Below are 17,402 nucleotides of genomic sequence, written 5' to 3' on the forward strand. Positions count from 1 at the left end.
ATTTCACATTACTATGTTACAGCTCACACCGCGGCACGTTAATCCCCGTCAAACGCCGTGTGACGCAGGGCAGTTCACGCATTTCAGGTTTCACGCACCACCTCGCGCACCACTTCCCCCACCTCCCCTCCCAACCAGGAGTCCTTGGTGTCTCAGCACAGAGCTGTGCGTACGTCCCTCCTTTCCGCCGCCGTCGCGGTGACGCTCCTCGCCTCCGCCGGCCAGGCCGTGTCCCAGACCGCGGACCGGGCCCCCGCGGCCGCCCCCGCCCCGGCCGCCGTGCCCGGTACCTTCACCTCCGGCGCGCCCGGTGCGAACCCGTTCGACGAGGTGGAGCACCTCGCTTCGCCCAAGGAGGCCGCACCCGCGACGGGCCAGGCTCCCGGCGGGCTGGCCGCCGACGGCCGCGTCCCCGGTGCCGCCCCGTCCGCCGCCCCGGCCGCGCGAGTCGGCGAGCGCGCCGAGAAGAGCCGCGAGCGCGCCGCCGCCCAGGCCGCGCCCACCGCGCAGAGCGTGGCCGCGGGCGTTCCCTGCACCCTTGACGGGATCACGGGCCTCAGCCCGGAGCAGTTCGCCGACTTCCTGGCCGACCCGGCCGTCACCGCCGACGGCTGTATGCGCGGGCTGATCTGGACGTGGGACGCCCGCCTCGCACCCGTCATGGACGACGCGCACGTCCAGGCCGTCGCCCGCCGGATATCCGGCCTGGCCGCCGCCCACGACGGCCGTAACTCCTCGCACCTGGAGGAGATGTTCACGTACCTGCACGCGGCCATCTACCACGACTTCTCGCGCGAGGAGATCGACCTCACAGACGCCGCGACCGCCGATGCCATGAGCCGGGCCGTCACCGACTTCGGCAACGCCGCCCGGACCTTCGACGCCACCGCCTCCAACGCCCGGACCCTGCGCGAGGCCCTTTACGCCACCGGCCCCGGCATGCGCCAGACCCAGCTCGGCCTGATCAAGAAGGTCCTGGCCACCCTGGACGCCTCGCACCCCGCCACCAGCGGCGACGCGAACTGGGGCGGCGCCGCCCTCGCCGCCCTCACGGTCAACTACCTCGGCGTGTACCCGGGCAACCAGGACGCCGCCTTCCAGGCCGCGGCCAAGGCCGACCCCGCCTACCGGGCCGCCTTCAAGTCCTTCGCCGGCTACGCCCACCTCAAGGGCACCACGAACGCGTGGGTGGTCCGCGACGCGCTCGGCGAGTACGGCCGCTTCGGCCAGATCGATGGCCTCCAGGACCAGATTTCCGCCGACCTCGGTGGCCTCCTGGAGCCGGTCAAGGCCGCCTTCGGCAACGGCAGCGAGCCCTGGGCCAAGATCGTCTCCTGGCTGAACACCTACAACGCGTGCAAGCAGTACGGGGTGTGCAAGGAGGACATCGAGAGGATGCTCTTCCCGAACACGTACACCTACGACAACGGCGCGATCAAGGTCCGCACGGCCCTCGACCGGGCCATCGTCGACCAGCTCTACTACGCGAGCAAGCAGGTCAAGACGCAGTTCCACCGGGTCGTCGGGACCGACCAGCCGCTGGCCGGCGACCCCAACGCCACACTGAACATCGTGCTGTACGCCTCCCGCGCCGACTACGTGACCTACCAGACGATGCTGTACGGCTACGGCACCGAGAACGGCGGCATGTACATCGAGAACGGCGCCACCTTCTACACCTACCAGCGCCGCGTCCCGCAGGACTCCTCCCTGACCCTCGAAGAGCTCTTCCGGCACGAGTACACGCACTACCTCAACGGCCGGTTCGCCGTCCCCGGCTTCTTCGGCGAGGGCCCCTGGTACGAGGGCGACCGTACGACCGCCATGGACGAGGGCACCGCCGAGTTCTTCGACGGCGCCACCCGCGACAACGGCATCGCCGTCCGCAAGTCCCTGGTCAAGGGCGTCATCAACGACACCGCCGGCGGCGGCCCGCGGATGACGGTCGAGCAGCTGCTGAACGCCACGTACGACGGCGACGGCTTCCGCTTCTACAACTACGCGGGCACCTTCTTCGAGTTCCTGTGGACCGAGAAGCCCTCGCTGCTGCGCGAGATGTACACCCACCTGCGGGCCAACGATGTGGCCGGGTACGACGCCTGGCGCCACCGGATGGGCTCGGACGCCTACCTGCAGCGCGACTACAACCGCTTCCTGGACGCGCAGATCGCCAAGGTCGACCAGCTGTACGTGCCGAACACCGTCTTCACCCCCAACGGCCAGCTGCGGGACGCGGCGCTGGCGAACGTGAAGTCGGCCTTCGCCACCGCCACGTACAACACCCCGGACTGCGTGGAGAACGGGGACCCGGGCAAGCGCCGGTTCACCTGCACCGGCCGGATCACCGCGAACCTGAAGAACTGGCGCAGCGACGACCAGAACTTCAAGGACATGTCGGAGACGGTGGACTACTTCATCCTCGACCGGGCGGGCGCGGCCTCGAACAACCTGGCCGACATGAACTGCTCCTTCGGCCCGGTGGAGATCTGGACCGACCACAAGGCGGGGACGTCGAGTTACAGCTGCGAGGGCCCGCTGCGCAGCTGATCCGCGGCCGGCGGCCGGTCCCGGTCCGAACGGGGGGCGGGACCGGCCGCCGGGCCCCCGGCGACCCTAGGCACCCACTGAAGAATGTGACATATTACTGCCGTGCCCAAGAGACATCCCCTGGACGTCGTGATCATCGGCGCCGGCGTCGTCGGAGCCGCGATCGCGTACTACGCGGCCCGCGCCGGACTCTTCGTGGCCGTCGTCGACCGCGGCCCCGTCGCGGGCGGTACGACGGGAGCCGGGGAGGGCAACCTGCTCGTCTCCGACAAGGAGGCCGGCCCGGAGCTCGACCTGGCCCTGCTGTCGGCCGGCCTGTGGCGCGAACTCGCCGCCGATCTCCCGCGGGAGATCGAGTACGAGGCCAAGGGCGGGCTCGTCGTCGCCCCGGACGAGGCTTCGCTCAAGGCGCTGCGGGAGTTCGCCGAAGGCCAGCGCGCCGCCGGGGTCGAAGCCGTCGAGGCGGGGCCCGGCCAACTCCGCGAGCTGGAGCCCCATCTGGCCCCCGGGCCGGTCGGCGGGTTCCTGTACCCGCAGGACGCCCAGGTCCAGCCGGCCCAGGCGGCGGCCAGACTGCTGGCCGCTTCGGGCGCTTCGGTGCACCTGGGTGAGGAGGTGACCGGGATCCTCACGGGACCCGGGGGCGTCCGCGGGGTGCGCACGCGCGGTGGCGAACTCCTCGCCCCGGCGGTGGTGAACGCGACCGGGACCTGGGGAGGGCGCGTCGCGGAACTCGCGGGGGTGTCCCTCCCGGTGCTTCCGCGCCGCGGGTTCGTCCTGGTGACGGAGCCGCTGCCGAGGGTGGTCCGGCACAAGGTCTACGCCGCGGACTACATCGCCGACGTGGCGAGCGGCTCGGCGGCCCTGCAGTCCTCGGCGGTGGTGGAGGGGACGCCGGCGGGGCCGGTCCTGATCGGGGCGACCCGGGAGCGGGTGGGCTTCGACCGCTCGCTCTCGGTGGAGGCCCTCCGCCGCCTCGCGGCACAGGCCGCGGCCCTCTTCCCCTTCCTGGCGGACGCCCGGGTGATGCGCACCTACCACGGCTTCCGCCCCTACCTCCCGGACCACCTCCCGGCGATCGGCCCGGACCCCCGCCTCACGGGCCTCCTGCACGCCTGCGGCCACGAAGGAGCCGGCATCGGCCTGGCCCCGGCCACGGGTGTCCTGATCGCCGCCGCCCTGACGGGGTCGCGACCCCCGCTGCCCGCGGACCCGTTCCGCCCGGACCGCTTCGCAGAGGACCCGGCCGGATGACCGGGAGGAAGGCCGGGGCCGGGCGCACGGAGGGCCCGTACGGAAGGCCCGTACGGCGGAACCCGGCGCCGCCCGCCACCCGCACCACGCCGCCCGAGGAGAACCCCTGATGAGCCCCACCCCCCGCACCCTTGTCGGCGGAGCCCCCTCGGCCACGTACGTGCTGCGCTTCGACGGCCGCGAGCTCACCGCCCAGGCGGGGCAGAGCATCGCCGCCGTGCTGTGGGGCGCCGGGATCCTCGCCTGGCGGACCACCCGCCAAGGCGGCGCCCCCCGCGGGGCGTTCTGCGGGATCGGCAGCTGCTACGACTGCCTCGTCACCGTCAACGACCGCCCCAACCAGCGCGCCTGCCTCGTCCCCGCCCGCCCCGGCGACACCGTCACCACCCAGGAGGGAACCGGCCATGCCGAGCTCGGCGTCTGACACCGCCCCGCCCGACCTCGCGATCGTCGGCGCCGGCCCCGCCGGGCTCGCCGCCGCCGTCACCGCCGCCGGGCTCGGCCTCCGGGTCACCCTGCTCGACGCGGGGGAGCGGCCCGGCGGGCAGTACTACCGGCATCCCGCGCCGGGACTCGGGGCCGCGCGCCCCGAAGCCCTGCACCACGGGTGGTCCGCCTTCGCCGAGCGCGAAGCCGCCCTCCGGGCCCATGCGGAGGCCGGCCGCATCACGTACCTTCCGGCCCACCACGTCTGGGCCGTGGTCCCGAACGGCGACGACTGGACCCTGCACGCCGTCGCGGGCACCGGCCCGGACGAGGCCGCCGCCACCCTGCACGCCCGGGCCGTACTCCTGGCCACCGGGTCCTACGAGCGGCAACTCCCCTTCCCCGGCTGGACCCTGCCCGGAGTGGTCGGGGCCGGCGGAGCCCAGGCCATGCTCAAGAGCGGGCTCGTACTGCCGGGCAAGCGCGTCGTCGTCGCCGGGAGCGGCCCGCTGCTGCTCGCCGTCGCCGGTTCGCTCGCGGCCGCCGGGGCCCGGGTGCCGGCCGTGGTCGAGGCCGCCGCCTACACCGCGTACGCGGGCCACCTCCCCGCCCTGCTCCGCAACCCCGGCAAGCTCGGCGAGGCGGCCACGTACGGCAGCGCCCTCCTGCGCCGCCACATCCGCCTCCTCACCCGGCACGCCGTGACCGAGGCCCATGGCACCGACCGCGTCGAGGCGGTCACTGTGGCCCGCCTGGACCGGGACTGGCGCCCCCTGCCCGGCACCGCCCGCCGGATCCCGTGTGACGCCCTCGCCGTCGGCCACGGGCTGGTGCCCCAGCTGGAGCTGGCCACCGGCCTCGGCTGCGCCACCCGCCCGACCGCCGACGGCGTCGTCGCCCTCGCGCTGGACGCCGAGCAGCGGACCTCCGTCGCCGGGATCTGGTCCGCGGGCGAGACCGGCGGCATCGGCGGCGCCCAACTGGCCCTCCTCGAAGGGGAGATCGCCGCGCACGCGATCGCCGGGCGGACCGCGCCCGCCGCCCTCGCCCGCCGCCGCGCCCGGCTGCGCGCCTTCGCCGAGGCCATGGGCGCCGCCCACCGGCCCGGCGACGGCTGGACCGGCTGGCTCCGCGACGACACCGACGTGTGCCGCTGCGAGGAGGTACCGGCCGGCCGGATCCGCGAGGCCGTCGCCGAGCTCGGCGCGCGCGACGCCCGTACGGTCAAACTCCTCACCCGCTCCGGAATGGGCTGGTGCCAGGGCCGCATGTGCGGACCGGCCGTCGCCGCACTCGCCGGCGACGGGCCCGCGCCCGACCGGCGGCCCCTGTCCTGCCCGGTCGCGCTGCGCCACCTCGCGCAACTGCCCCCGGCGGACGGCTGATCGGGAGCCGACCGGCCGTCGATCGGGTGGCCCGGACCCTTGTGGCAGCCTCACACCCACTAGTAAAATGTCACACACCACTCTAGGGAGCTCTCTCATGACCGACGCGCACACCCCCGCGCCCACCACCGGTACGGACACCCGCACCCGCCCCTGGCACGGCATCATGGTCGCCACCACGCTGCCGCTGCGCGAGGACCTCACCGTCGACCACGACGCCTACGCCGAGCACGTGGCCTGGCTCATCGCGAGCGGCTGCGACGGCGTGGTCCCCAACGGCTCCCTCGGGGAGTACCAGACCCTCACCGACGAGGAGCGGGCCCGCGTGGTCCGCACCGCCGTCGAGGCCGCCGGCGACGGTGCCCGCGTCATGCCCGGCGTCGCCGCCTACGGCAGCGCCGAGGCACGTCGCTGGGCCGACCAGGCCGCCGAGGCCGGAGCCGGCTCCGTGCTCCTGCTGCCCCCCAACGCCTTCCGTGCCGACGAGGCGACCGTACGCGCCCACTACGCCGAGGTCGCCCGCGCCGGGCTGCCCGTCGTCGCGTACAACAACCCCATCGACACCAAGGTGGACCTGACCCCCGGCCTGCTCGCCCGCCTGCACGGCGACGGCAGCATCGTCGCCGTCAAGGAGTTCAGCGGGGACGTCCGCCGCGCGTACGAGATCGCCGAACTCGCCCCCGGCCTCGACCTGCTCATCGGCGCCGACGACGTCCTCCTCGAGCTCGCCCTCGCCGGCGCGGTCGGCTGGATCGCCGGCTACCCCAACGCCCTGCCGCGCTCATGCGCCGCGCTCTACCGGGCCGCCGCCGCCGGGGACCTCGCCACCGCGCTGCCGCTGTACAAGTCCCTGCACTCGCTGCTGCGCTGGGACTCCAAGACCGAGTTCGTCCAGGCCATCAAGCTCTCGATGGACCTCGCGGGACGCCCCGGCGGCGCCACCCGCCCGCCCCGCTTCCCGCTCACCGGGGAGATCGAGGCGGCCGTCCGCGCCGCCACCGAGAAGGCCCTCGCCGAGGGCCACAACTAGTCCCCCCGAGGGACCGGAAGGGGACAGGAATGCGCACGCGCCACATCTACCACGCGGTGGACTCGCACACCGAGGGCATGCCGACCCGGGTCATCACCGGGGGTGTCGGGGTGATCCCCGGCGCCACCATGGCCGACAAACGCCTCCACTTCATCGAGCACCTGGACCACGTCCGGACCCTGCTCATGTACGAGCCGCGCGGGCACTCCGCGATGAGCGGCGCCATCCTGCAGCCCCCCACCCGCCCCGACGCCGACTTCGGCGTGCTCTACATCGAGGTGTCGGGCCTGCTCCCCATGTGCGGGCACGGGACCATCGGGGTCGCCACCGTCCTGGTCGAGACCGGCATGGTGGAGGCCGTCGAGCCGGTCACCACCGTGCGGCTCGACACCCCGGCCGGCCTGGTGAGCGTGGACGTCCGGGTCGAGGACGGGGCGGCCACCGCCGTCACCCTCACCAACGTCCCCTCCTTCTGTGCCGGACTCGACCTGAAGGCCGAGGTCCCCGGCTTCGGCACGGTCACCTACGACCTCGCCTACGGAGGGAACTTCTACGCCTTCGTCGAACTCGACGCCCTGGGGCTCCCCTTCGACCGGCAGCGAAAGGACGACCTGCTCGCCGCCGGACTCGCCGTCATGGACGCGATCAACGCCTCCGGCGACCGGCCCGTCCACCCCGAGAACCCCTCCATCTCCGGGGTCAAGCACGTCTACCTCGCAGCCCCCGGCTCCGACGCCCGGCGCTCGCGGCACGCCATGGCCATCCACCCGGGCTGGTTCGACCGCTCGCCCTGCGGTACGGGGACCAGCGCGCGCATGGCCCAGCTGCACGCCCGCAGCCTCCTCGGGATCGGCGCGGACTTCGTCAACGAATCCTTCATCGGCACGGAGTTCACCGGCCGGCTGATCGGGGAGACCACGGTCGGCGGGTTCCCGGCCGTCGTCCCCACCGTCACCGGGCGGGCGTGGATCACCGGCACCGCCCAGTACTTCCTCGACCCGTCCGACCCGTTCCCCGCCGGGTTCCTGCTGTGACCGGCGAGGCCGTCGTCGTACGCACCGCGGACTACCACACCGCCGGGGAGCCCTTCCGGATCGTCGACACCGCCGGGGCCGGCCTGCCGCCCGTACCCGGGGACACCGTCGCCGAGCGCTGCGCCACCGCCATCGGCACCGGGGGCTCCGGGACGGCTCCGCGCCGCAGCCCCCTGGACGACGTACGGCGGCTCCTCGTGCAGGAGCCGCGCGGGCACGCCGGGATGTACGGCGGGTTCGTCGTGCCCCCGGACGACGACGGGGCCCACTTCGGCGTGCTGTTCTGGCACAAGGACGGCTACTCCACCGCCTGCGGCCACGGCACGATGGCCCTCGGCGCCTGGGCCGTGGACACCGGCCGGGTCGCCGCGCCGGACGACGGGGACGCGCAGGTGCGGATCGACGTCCCGTCGGGGCGGGTCGCCGCGACCGTGCACCGCGCCGGCGGCCGCACCACCGGGGTCACCTTCCGCAACGTCCCGGCGCGGGTCGGCGCCCGCAAGGTGCCGGTGGCGACCACCCTGGGCCTGGCGGAGGTGGACATCGCGCACGCCGGGGCCTGTTACGCCTCCGTCGCCGCCCGGGACCTCGGCCTGGAGGTCACCCGGGCCGCGCTGCCCGAACTGGCCCGCGCCGGGCAGGAGATCCGGGCCGCGCTGGCCGCCCACCCCGGGACCTGGCACCCCGGCGGACCCCTGCTCTCCGGGGTCTACGGGGTGATCCTCCACGAGGAGTTGCCCGGTACCCCCTTCGGGCCGCACCAGCGCAACGTCACCGTGTTCGCCGACGGGCAGATCGACCGCTCGCCCTGCGGCTCGGGCACCTCGGCGCGCCTCGCGCTGCTCGCGGAGGACGGCCGGATCGGGCCGGGCGAGGACCTGCTCCACGAGTCGGTGGTGGGCACGGTGTTCACGGGCCGGGTGGTGCCGCCGGGTTCCCGCGACGGCCTGGTCACGGAGGTCACCGGGACGGCGTACCGCACGGGCGAGCACGCCTTCGTACGCGATCCGCAGGACTCCCTCGGCGCGGGATTCCTGCTGTGATCCCGCAGTTCGGAGCGGCGGAGACGGCCGCGCTGCTCACCCCGGCCGCGGCCGCCGACGCGCTCGCCGACGTACTGCGGGCCGGGCTGGATCCGGAGTCCTGCCCGCAGCGCTCGGCGCTGCCCGTGCCGGGCGGGGGCGAGCTGCTGCTGATGCCGGCCGCGGCGGGGGCGTACGCAGGGGTGAAGATCGCCGGAGTGGCGCCCGGCAATCCTGCCCTCGGGCTCCCTCGCATCACCGGCTCGTACCTGCTGCTGGACGGGCCGACGCTGCGTCCGCTGGCCCTGTTCGACGGCGCGGCGCTGACAGCGCTGCGCACCCCGGCGGTCTCGGCGCTCGCCCTGCGCCACCTGGCGCCGGCCGGGCGGGCCCTGCGGATGGTGCTCTTCGGCAGCGGACCTCAGGCGTACGGGCACCTCGAAGCGGTGAAGGGGGTGCGGGAGCTGGCCGGGGTGGTGGTCGTGGGCCGCAACCCGGTGGCGGCGCGGAAGCTGACGGCGCATGCCCGCGCCCTGGGGGTCCCGGCCCGTACGGGCGTCCCGGCGGACGTGGCGGAGGCGGACCTGGTGCTCTGCTGCACCACGGCCCGCGAACCCCTCTTCGACGGACGGCTGGTGCCCCCGGGGGCGACGGTGGTGGCGGTCGGCTCGCACGAGCCGGAGGCCCGGGAGACCGACACCGCGCTGGTGCGGCGGGCGGCGGTGTACGTGGAGTCGCGGGCGGCGGCCCTGCGCGAGGCGGGCGACCTGCTCGTTCCGGAGGCTGAAGGGGTGATCGGACCCGGTCATATCAACGGCACCCTGGCCGACCTGGTGGCGGGCCGGATGCCGGCGGCCGGGGCGCCGGGTTCTCCACAGCTCTTCAAGAGTGTGGGCATGGCCTGGGAAGATCTCGCTGTGGCGGTGGCGATGTATCGCGCCGCGGGAGGAACCACCGCTCGGGGATCATGCGCAACGTGACATTGTACGCTGTTCTTCTGCACTCGGTGGTGCAACGGTGTTCGGAGGAAGAGCAAATGGGTGACCTGAAGCAGCACAGTCTCATCAAGGCCCAGGAACGGCTCCGCGACCAGGTCGGCCATGCCCTTCGAGCAGCCCTGATAGCGGGTGAACTGCGCCCCGGCAGCGTCTACTCGGCGCCGGGCCTGGCAGCCGAACTCGGAGTCTCCGCCACGCCGGTCCGCGAGGCGATGCTCGACCTGGCCCGCGAAGGACTGGTGGAGCCCGTCCGCAACAAGGGCTTCCGGATCACCGAGGTCAGCGAGCGCGATCTGGACCAGTACACCGAGCTGCGCACGATGATCGAGGTGCCGACCATCGGCCGGATCACGAAGATCGCCACGGCGGAGCAGCTGGAGGAGCTGCGGCCCATCGCCGAGGAGATCGTCACGAGCGCCCGCGAGCACAACCTCATCGGCTACCTGGAGGCCGACCGCCGCTTCCACCTCTCCCTGCTGGCCCTGGCGGGCAACGACCGCCTGGTGGAGACCGTCGGCGATCTGCGCAAGCGCTCGCGCCTGTACGGACTGACGGGCCTGGACGAGGCCGGAAAGCTGGTCTCCTCCGCCGAGGAGCACATCGAGCTGCTCGACCTGATGATCGCCGGGGACGCGGAGGCGGCCGAGGCCTGCATGGTCCGCCACCTCGGCCACGTCCGCTCCCTCTGGGCCCAGGGCCGCGACGAGCCGGTCGGCCGCACCCCGGGCGGCCTCGGCTCGGGCCTGTAGGCGGATCCCCGGGGCGGCGGATCCCCGGGGCGGCGCGTCCCCGGGCCGCGCGGGGGCGTCTTCAGCCGTCGAGCCAGCGCCGGCGCCCGGGGCCGGTCGGGTGCGTGCCGGTGACGCCCGTGACCATCGAGTAGAGGCTGGTCTCGGCGGTGATGAAGAGGCGGTTGCGCTTGGCGCCGCCGAAGGCGATGTTGGAGACCGTCTCGGGGACGTTGAGCCGGCCGATCAGGGTGCCGTCGGGGTCGTAGCAGTGCACTCCGTCGTCCATCGCGGCGGCCCAGAGCCGGCCGCCGTCGTCGAAGCGGAGGTTGTCGAAGCGGGCCTTCCCGGGCGCCGCCTCGGCGAAGACCCCGCCCTCGGACAGCGTGCCGTCGTCGCGTACGTCGAAGACCCGGATGAACCCGGCCCGGGTGTCGGAGACGTACAGCTGCCGCTCGTCGAGGGAGAAGACCAGCCCGTTCGGCGCGCCGAAGCCGTCGGCGACCAACCGCACGGCACCGGTGGCCGGATCGACGCGGTAGACGTTGTTGGCGCCGATCTCGCTCTGCGCGCGGTGGCCCTCGTAGTCGCTGGTGATGCCGAAGTCCGGGTCGGAGAACCAGATCGAACCGTCGGACTTCACGGCCGCGTCGTTCGGGCTGTTCAGACGCCTGCCGTTCCAGCGGTCCGCCAACACGGTGATCGTGCCGTCGTGTTCGGTGCGCGTGACGCGGCGGTTTCCCTGCTCGCAGCTGATCAGCCGGCCCTGACGGTCGAGGGTGTTGCCGTTGGTGTTCCCGGCGGAGCGGCGGAAGACGCCGACGGATCCCGTCTCCTCGTCCCAGCGCAGCATCCGGTCGTTGGGGATGTCGCTCCAGACCACCTGCCGCCAGGCGGGCAGGTAGATCGGCCCCTCGGCCCAGCGGCAGCCCGTGTGGAGGACCTCCAGGGCGTCGTCACCGTTCATGCACCGCCCGGTCCGGAACCGGTCGTCGAGCATCTCGTACAGCCCAGGGCGCTGGCTGGTCATGTGGCCCTTCCCTTCCTGGCGGCCGACGGCGGCCGAATGTCATCTGGTACATGAAGAAGATTGCGAGATGATCTATGGTCTATGCCAGTGGATTCCGAATGAAGAGGTGTGGATCACATCGATCGTCACCGGCCGCCCCGCCGCCTACCCTGTGGGGATGATCAAGCCGATAGAGCTCGTGATATTCGACTGCGACGGTGTCCTGGTCGACAGTGAACGCCTCGCCGTCCGCCTCCAGGTGGAGCTCGGGGCGGAGTTGGGCTGGCCGCTGACCGCGGACGAGGTGGTCGAGCGCTTCATCGGGCGCGCCAAGGAGTCCATCGTCGAACAGCTCACCGAGCGGCTCGGCGCGCAGACGGCCGGGCTCTGGTGGGAGCGGCTCGTCGAACGCCACCGGGACGCGGTGGACCTCGGGCTGGACCCGGTGGAGGGGCTGCCCGAGGCGTTCGCCGCGATCGCGCTGCCGACCTGCGTGGCATCCAGCGGCTCGCACGCGAAGATGCGGCACACCCTGGGGCGCACCGGTCTGTACGGACACTTCGAGGGTCGTATCTACAGTGCGAGTGAGGTCCCCCAGGGCAAGCCCGCCCCGGACCTCTTCCTCTACGCGGCCCGGCAGATGGGCTTCGACCCGGACGTGTGCGCGGTGGTCGAGGACAGCGGGCCCGGCGTCCGGGCGGCCAGGGCTGCCGGCATGCGGGCCTTCGGCTACTGCGGCGGTCCGACCCCCGCCGGGCGACTCGAAGGTCCCGGCACCATCGTCTTCGACGACATGCGCAAGCTTCCGGAACTGCTCGCCGCGATCTGACGCCGGGTCGGTCCCTCCGGGCCCGCCCCTCCGGGCCGTCTCCCGCATCCCCAACCCGCCTTCGGGTAAACGGATTTGGACACGGCTGGATAACGGAGGGGCCTGGCTCTTGTTAGTGCAATTTCACATTACTATGTTACCGGTCACATCATAGAGCGCGGCCCTTCACTGGAGTGACCCATGACCAAGCGCACCCAACTCGCCCTCGCCACCGCCCTCGTGGCGGCACTCGCACTCGGTGCCTCGGGCTGCTCCGACCCCAAGAAGGGCTCCGCCGGCGCCGGCGCGAGCAACCCCGCCGCCGCCAACGACGGCAAGACCCTCGGTGGAACCCCGGTCAAGGGCGGGACGCTGACGGTCCTGTCCAACCAGGACTTCGCCCACCTCGACCCCGCCCGCAACTGGGTCATGCCGGCCATGGACTTCGGTACCCGCCTCCTCTACCGCACGCTCGTCACCTTCAAGGCCGAGCCCGGCAAGGCCGGCAGCGAGCTCGTCCCCGACCTCGCCACCGACCTCGGCACCCCCTCCAACGGCGGCAAGACCTGGACCTTCACCCTCAAGGAGGGCGTGAAGTACGAGGACGGATCGCCCATCAAGGCGCAGGACATCAAATACAACGTCGAGCGCTCCTTCGCCCCCGATCTCACCGGCGGCCCCGACTACGCCGCCCAGTACCTGGCCGGCGGCGAGGGCTACAAGGGCCCGCTCCAGGGACAGCACCTCGACTCCGTCAAGACCCCCGACGACCGCACCGTCGTCTTCGAACTGAAGCGCCCGGTCGCCGAGTTCTCCGCCACCGCCACCCTTCCCACCTTCGCCCCGGTCCCGCAGTCCCAGGAGAAGGGCACCCAGTACGACGCCCGCCCGTTCTCCTCGGGCCCGTACAAGATCGAGTCGTACGACCGGGACAAGAAGCTCGTCCTCGTCCGCAACGAGCACTGGGACCCGAAGACCGACAGCGTCAGAAAGGCCTACCCCGACAAGTTCGTCGTGGTCATGGGCCTCAAGGGCGGCCAGATCGACGACCGGATCATCGCCGGCGAGGGCGCCGACGCCTCCGCCGTCCAGTACATGGACATGCGCCCCGAGAGCGCCCCCAAGGTGCTGCCGAAGCCGGAGGTCAAGGCGCGCCTGCTCGCCGAGTCCCAGGGCTGTACCGAGATGCTCTACCTGAACAACTCCCGCGCGCCGTTCAACGACCCCAAGGTCCGCGAGGCCATGCAGTACGCCGTCGACAAGGAGGCGGTGATCACCGCGGGCGGCGGCCCGGCGCTCAACGAGGTCGCCACCGCCTACCTGCCCCCGGCGCTCTCCGGCGGCAAGCAGGCCGACACCCTGAAGATCGCCCCGGCGGGAGACCCGGCCAAGGCCAAGGAACTCCTCAAGGCCGCGGGCAAGGAGTCCCTCAAGGTCTCCCTCGCCGTCTCCACCGGAGACAAGGGCAAGGCCGAGGCCATCCAGCAGGGCCTGTCCCGTGTCGGCATCGAGGTCGTCGTCGACACCATCGACCCCGGTGCGTACTACGACGTCATCGGCGACCTCTCCACCACCCCCGACATGACGCTCACCGGCTGGTGCCCCGACTACCCCTCCGGCTCCACCTGGATCCCCTTCGTCTTCGACGGACGCACCATCAAGGAGAAGGGCAACCAGGGCAACAACAGCCAGTTCCGCGACGAGGCCACCATGAAGCGGATCGACGAGATCAACGCCATGGCCGACGCCAAGCAGGCCAACCAGGCCTGGATCGACCTCGACGCCGAGATCATGAAGAAGTCCCCGGCCGTCCCGGTGCTTCTGGAGCGCAAGCCGCTGCTCGTCGGCCCCAACATCGCGGGCGCCTACGGCCACCCCGTGTGGACCGGAACCATCGACTACGGCACGGTCGGTCTCAAGGACCCCTCGAAGAGCCAGGGCTGAGGGATACGGACCCCGACACCATGACCACCACCGCACCCGGCGCCGGAGGCGAGGCCGCCAAGACCCCGACCCCGGCCCCGGCCCCGGCCCCGGCTCCGGGTCGGCCCCCGGCCCCCGGCGCCGCCGAGGACGGTCCCGCCGCGGCGGCGGCCACCGGCAGCAGCCCCTGGCAGCTCGCCCGGCGCGAGCTGCGCCGCCGCCCCGCCGTCCGCGTCAGCCTCGGCGTCGTCCTCCTCTTCGTCCTGATGGCCGTCACCGCCCCCTGGCTGGGCGCGCTCGGCGGCTGGTCCCCCCAGGAGTTCGACAAGAGCGCCATCGACCCCTACCTCGGCGGCCAGCCCCTCGGCTCCCTCGGCGGGATCAGCCCCGACCACTGGCTCGGCGTCGAACCCGTCACCGGCCGCGACCTGTTCGCACGCGTCGTCCACGGCGCCCAGGTCTCGCTCCTCATCGCCTTCGCCGCCACCGCCATCGTCGTCGTCGCGGGCACCGCCGCCGGGATCGCCGCGGGCTACTTCGGCGGCCGCACCGACACGGTCCTGTCCCGCCTCATGGACCTGACCATGTCCTTCCCCTCCCTCATCTTCATGATCGCGATGCTGTCGGTGGCCAAGGACGTCAACAGGATCGTGCTCATGACCGCCGTCATCGGCCTCTTCGGCTGGCCCGGCGTCGCCCGCGTCGTCCGCGGCCAGACCCTCTCCCTCAAACACCGCGAGTACGTGGACGCCGCCCGCGTCGGCGGCGCCGGCTCCTGGCGGATCCTGACCCGCGACATCCTCCCGGGCGTCTCGGGCCCGGTCATCGCCTACACCACCCTGCTCATCCCCGGCATGATCAGCACCGAGGCCGCGCTCAGCTACCTCGGCGTGGGCGTCCGCCCGCCGACCCCGTCCTGGGGGCAGATGATCGCCGAGTCCGTCGCCTTCTACGAGACCGACCCCATGTACTTCGTCATCCCGAGCACCTTCCTCTTCCTCGCGGTACTCGCCTTCACCCTGCTCGGCGACGCCCTGCGCGACATCCTCGACCCGAGGGGCGGCCGCAGTTGATCCTCTACCTCGCGCGCCGGCTGCTCGCCCTCGCGGGCGTCCTGCTCGCCATCGCCGCCGTCACCTTCCTCATCTTCTACGTCCTGCCCACCGACGCGGCCGCGGCCGCCTGCGGCAAGACCTGCAGCGCCGAACGGCTGGCCGACGTACGCGCGTACCTGGGCCTCGACCGGCCGGTCTGGCGGCAGTTCGCGGACTTCCTCACGGGCATCTTCACCGGCCGCACCCTCGGCACCGGCCAGTACGCCGTCCAGTGCGACTTCCCGTGCCTGGGTTACTCGTACGAGAACTCCCTGCCCGTGTGGGACCTGCTGATGGACCGCCTCCCGGTCTCCGCATCCCTCGCCGTCGGCGCCGCCGCGCTGTGGCTGCTCCTCGGCCTCGGCGCCGGGGTCACCGCCGCCCTGCGCAAGGACACCGCCACCGACAAGGCCCTGATGGTCGGCGCGGTCGCCGCCGCGTCACTGCCCGTCTACTTCACCTCCGTGATGCTCATCTACGGGGTCATCCGGGTCGCCGGGCTGCTGCCCTACCCCACCTACCAGGCCTTCACCGACAACCCGCTCGCCTGGGCGGCCAACCTGCTGCTGCCCTGGACCGCGCTCGCCCTGCTGTACGCGGCCATGTACGCCCGCCAGAGCCGCGGCTCGATGATCGAGGCGATGGCCGAGCCGTACATCCGTACCGCCCGCGCCAAGGGCATGCCCGAGCGCACGGTCGTCGTCAAGCACGGGCTGCGCTCCGGGATGACCCCCATCCTCACCATCTTCGGCATGGACCTCGGCGGGCTGCTCGCCGGCGCCGTCATCACCGAGTCCATCTTCGGACTCCCGGGCATCGGGCGGCTGTTCTACGGGGCCCTGGTCAGCTCGGACCAGCCGGTGGTCCTCGGGGTCACGCTGCTCGCCGCCTTCTTCATCGTCGTCGCCAACCTCGTCGTCGACCTCCTGTACGCCGTCATCGACCCGAGGGTGAGGTACTGATGGGCGCCCCCTTGCTGGAGGTGCGCGACCTGCGCGTCACCTTCGCCACCCCGCGCGGCCCCGTACGGGCCGTCGACTCGCTCGCCTTCACCGTCGAGGCCGGGCGCACCCTCGGTATCGTCGGCGAATCCGGATCCGGCAAGTCCGTCACCTCGCTCGCCGTCATGGGCCTGCACCGGGGCGCCGAGGTTGGCGGTTCCATCGCGCTCGCCGGGCAGGAGCTCACGGGCCTGTCCGAGAAGGAGCTGTCCCGGCTGCGCGGCCGGAAGATGGCCATGATCTTCCAGGACCCGCTGTCCAGCCTGCACCCCTACTACACGGTCGGCGAGCAGATCGCCGAGCACTTCCGCGTGCACTTCAAGGCCGGCCGGGCCGCGGCGCGCAAGCGGGCCGTCGACATGCTCGGCGAGGTCGGCATCCCGGAACCGGCCCGCCGGGCGGGGGAGTACCCGCACCAGTTCTCCGGCGGCATGCGCCAGCGCGCGATGATCGCCATGGCCCTGGCCTGCGAACCCGACCTGCTGATCGCCGACGAGCCCACCACGGCCCTCGACGTGACGGTGCAGGCGCAGATCCTGGAGCTCATCGCGCGGCTCCAGCAGGAGCGCGGCCTCGGCGTGGTGATGATCACCCACGACCTGGGGGTCGTCGCCCGCGTCGCCCACGAGGTGCTGGTCATGTACGGCGGCCGGGCCGCCGAACAGGCCGGTGTCGACGAGCTGTTCGCCGACCCGGCGCATCCGTACACCCGGGGGCTGCTCGACTCGCTGCCCCGGCTCGACGACGCCGACGACGAGCCGCTGCGGGCGATCCCCGGCTCCCCGCCCTCCCTGCTCACGCCCGCCCCGGGGTGCGCGTTCGCCCCCCGGTGCGGCCTCGCCGCCGCGGTCACCCCGGACCAGCGCAGCCGCTGCGCCGGCGAACGCCCCGAGCTGCGGCCCCGCGGCGGCGGCCCGCGCAGCGCCGCGTGCCATTTCGCGGGGGCCGGCGCCCCGGTGTCCGGCGCGGTGCCCGCCGCCGCGTCCGCCGCGTCCGCCGGGTCCCCGGCATCCGCACCGACCGCACCGACCGCACCGACCGCACCGACCGCTCCGGAGGCGACCCGATGACCGTAGAGGCCCGCCGCCCGGACACCGCCGCCCGGGCGGAGGGGGCCGGGACGGACCCGGCCCCGCCCGGGCC

At 72.9% G+C, this 17,402-nt stretch carries 15 protein-coding genes; 14 read left to right on the plus strand and 1 reads right to left on the minus strand.

Features of this window, described 5'->3' with window-relative positions; genetic code table 11:
• Nucleotides 1-147: 147 nt before the first annotated feature.
• The 9 genes from ACFXGI_RS14300 to ACFXGI_RS14340 all read left to right on the plus strand — a co-directional run bounded on the left by ACFXGI_RS14300 (nucleotide 148) and on the right by ACFXGI_RS14340 (nucleotide 10,445).
• The gene (locus ACFXGI_RS14300) at nucleotides 148-2,547 is read left to right on the plus strand and encodes a collagenase (protein WP_384705854.1); all 2,400 of its coding nucleotides are present in this window, start codon (nucleotides 148-150) and stop codon (nucleotides 2,545-2,547) included.
• A gap of 102 nt (nucleotides 2,548-2,649) precedes the next feature.
• Complete coding sequence (locus ACFXGI_RS14305) at nucleotides 2,650-3,801, plus strand: NAD(P)/FAD-dependent oxidoreductase (protein ID WP_384705856.1); 1,152 nt, start codon at nucleotides 2,650-2,652, stop codon at nucleotides 3,799-3,801.
• 109 nt (nucleotides 3,802-3,910) lie between these two features.
• The gene (locus ACFXGI_RS14310) at nucleotides 3,911-4,225 is read left to right on the plus strand and encodes a (2Fe-2S)-binding protein (RefSeq protein WP_384705858.1); all 315 of its coding nucleotides are present in this window, start codon (nucleotides 3,911-3,913) and stop codon (nucleotides 4,223-4,225) included.
• Nucleotides 4,206-5,612, plus strand: a complete 1,407-nt coding sequence (locus tag ACFXGI_RS14315) for an NAD(P)/FAD-dependent oxidoreductase (protein WP_384705860.1) — start codon at nucleotides 4,206-4,208, stop codon at nucleotides 5,610-5,612. The genes ACFXGI_RS14310 and ACFXGI_RS14315 overlap by 20 nt, the downstream gene beginning before the upstream one ends.
• Nucleotides 5,613-5,709: 97 nt before the next feature.
• Nucleotides 5,710-6,642, plus strand: a complete 933-nt coding sequence (locus ACFXGI_RS14320) for a dihydrodipicolinate synthase family protein (protein ID WP_384705861.1) — start codon at nucleotides 5,710-5,712, stop codon at nucleotides 6,640-6,642.
• A 29-nt stretch (nucleotides 6,643-6,671) separates the two neighbouring features.
• Nucleotides 6,672-7,676 (plus strand): proline racemase family protein, encoded by a 1,005-nt coding sequence (locus ACFXGI_RS14325; protein WP_384705863.1) that lies wholly within the window; start codon nucleotides 6,672-6,674, stop codon nucleotides 7,674-7,676.
• Nucleotides 7,673-8,719 carry a proline racemase family protein gene (locus ACFXGI_RS14330; RefSeq protein ID WP_384705864.1) on the plus strand — a complete coding sequence of 349 codons (1,047 nt, stop codon included), beginning with the start codon at nucleotides 7,673-7,675 and terminating at the stop codon, nucleotides 8,717-8,719. The genes ACFXGI_RS14325 and ACFXGI_RS14330 overlap by 4 nt, the downstream gene beginning before the upstream one ends.
• Entirely contained in the window at nucleotides 8,716-9,678 is a 963-nt protein-coding gene (locus ACFXGI_RS14335; protein WP_384705865.1) for an ornithine cyclodeaminase family protein, read from the plus strand. Before ACFXGI_RS14330 ends, ACFXGI_RS14335 begins: the two co-directional genes overlap by 4 nt.
• 56 nt (nucleotides 9,679-9,734) lie before the next feature.
• Complete coding sequence (locus tag ACFXGI_RS14340) at nucleotides 9,735-10,445, plus strand: GntR family transcriptional regulator (RefSeq protein ID WP_037846049.1); 711 nt, start codon at nucleotides 9,735-9,737, stop codon at nucleotides 10,443-10,445.
• 61 nt (nucleotides 10,446-10,506) lie between these two features.
• Here the strand turns inward: ACFXGI_RS14340 and ACFXGI_RS14345 are convergent, their stop codons facing one another.
• The gene (locus ACFXGI_RS14345) at nucleotides 10,507-11,454 is read right to left on the minus strand and encodes an SMP-30/gluconolactonase/LRE family protein (RefSeq protein WP_384705866.1); all 948 of its coding nucleotides are present in this window, start codon (nucleotides 11,452-11,454) and stop codon (nucleotides 10,507-10,509) included.
• A 157-nt stretch (nucleotides 11,455-11,611) separates the two neighbouring features.
• Between ACFXGI_RS14345 and ACFXGI_RS14350 the strand changes: the two genes are divergently transcribed.
• The 5 genes from ACFXGI_RS14350 (at nucleotide 11,612) to ACFXGI_RS14370 (ending at nucleotide 17,329) form a co-directional block, all read left to right on the plus strand.
• The gene (locus ACFXGI_RS14350) at nucleotides 11,612-12,262 is read left to right on the plus strand and encodes an HAD family hydrolase (protein ID WP_384705867.1); all 651 of its coding nucleotides are present in this window, start codon (nucleotides 11,612-11,614) and stop codon (nucleotides 12,260-12,262) included.
• 180 nt (nucleotides 12,263-12,442) lie between these two features.
• Nucleotides 12,443-14,185: an ABC transporter substrate-binding protein gene (locus ACFXGI_RS14355; protein ID WP_384705868.1), complete on the plus strand. Its 1,743-nt coding sequence runs from the start codon at nucleotides 12,443-12,445 to the stop codon at nucleotides 14,183-14,185.
• Between the two features lie 20 nt (nucleotides 14,186-14,205).
• The gene (locus tag ACFXGI_RS14360) at nucleotides 14,206-15,237 is read left to right on the plus strand and encodes an ABC transporter permease (RefSeq protein ID WP_384705869.1); all 1,032 of its coding nucleotides are present in this window, start codon (nucleotides 14,206-14,208) and stop codon (nucleotides 15,235-15,237) included.
• Nucleotides 15,234-16,220 (plus strand): ABC transporter permease, encoded by a 987-nt coding sequence (locus ACFXGI_RS14365; protein WP_384705870.1) that lies wholly within the window; start codon nucleotides 15,234-15,236, stop codon nucleotides 16,218-16,220. Before ACFXGI_RS14360 ends, ACFXGI_RS14365 begins: the two co-directional genes overlap by 4 nt.
• A complete protein-coding gene (locus tag ACFXGI_RS14370) occupies nucleotides 16,220-17,329 on the plus strand; it encodes an ABC transporter ATP-binding protein (RefSeq protein WP_384705871.1) in 1,110 nt (369 codons plus the stop codon). The genes ACFXGI_RS14365 and ACFXGI_RS14370 overlap by 1 nt, the downstream gene beginning before the upstream one ends.
• Nucleotides 17,330-17,402 lie beyond the last annotated feature (73 nt).

Source organism: Streptomyces sp. NPDC059355 (genome assembly GCF_042752335.1).
Lineage (GTDB): Bacteria > Actinomycetota > Actinomycetes > Streptomycetales > Streptomycetaceae > Streptomyces.

Coding starts and splice junctions, on each gene's coding strand:
- ACFXGI_RS14310 (WP_384705858.1), top strand. CDS start 3,911: ATGAGCCCCACCCCCCGCACCCTTGTCGGCGGAGCCCCCTCGGCCACG.
- ACFXGI_RS14315 (WP_384705860.1), top strand. CDS start 4,206: ATGCCGAGCTCGGCGTCTGACACCGCCCCGCCCGACCTCGCGATCGTC.
- ACFXGI_RS14320 (WP_384705861.1), top strand. CDS start 5,710: ATGACCGACGCGCACACCCCCGCGCCCACCACCGGTACGGACACCCGC.
- ACFXGI_RS14325 (WP_384705863.1), top strand. CDS start 6,672: ATGCGCACGCGCCACATCTACCACGCGGTGGACTCGCACACCGAGGGC.
- ACFXGI_RS14340 (WP_037846049.1), top strand. CDS start 9,735: ATGGGTGACCTGAAGCAGCACAGTCTCATCAAGGCCCAGGAACGGCTC.
- ACFXGI_RS14345 (WP_384705866.1), bottom strand. CDS start 11,454: ATGACCAGCCAGCGCCCTGGGCTGTACGAGATGCTCGACGACCGGTTC.
- ACFXGI_RS14350 (WP_384705867.1), top strand. CDS start 11,612: ATGATCAAGCCGATAGAGCTCGTGATATTCGACTGCGACGGTGTCCTG.
- ACFXGI_RS14355 (WP_384705868.1), top strand. CDS start 12,443: ATGACCAAGCGCACCCAACTCGCCCTCGCCACCGCCCTCGTGGCGGCA.
- ACFXGI_RS14360 (WP_384705869.1), top strand. CDS start 14,206: ATGACCACCACCGCACCCGGCGCCGGAGGCGAGGCCGCCAAGACCCCG.
- ACFXGI_RS14370 (WP_384705871.1), top strand. CDS start 16,220: ATGGGCGCCCCCTTGCTGGAGGTGCGCGACCTGCGCGTCACCTTCGCC.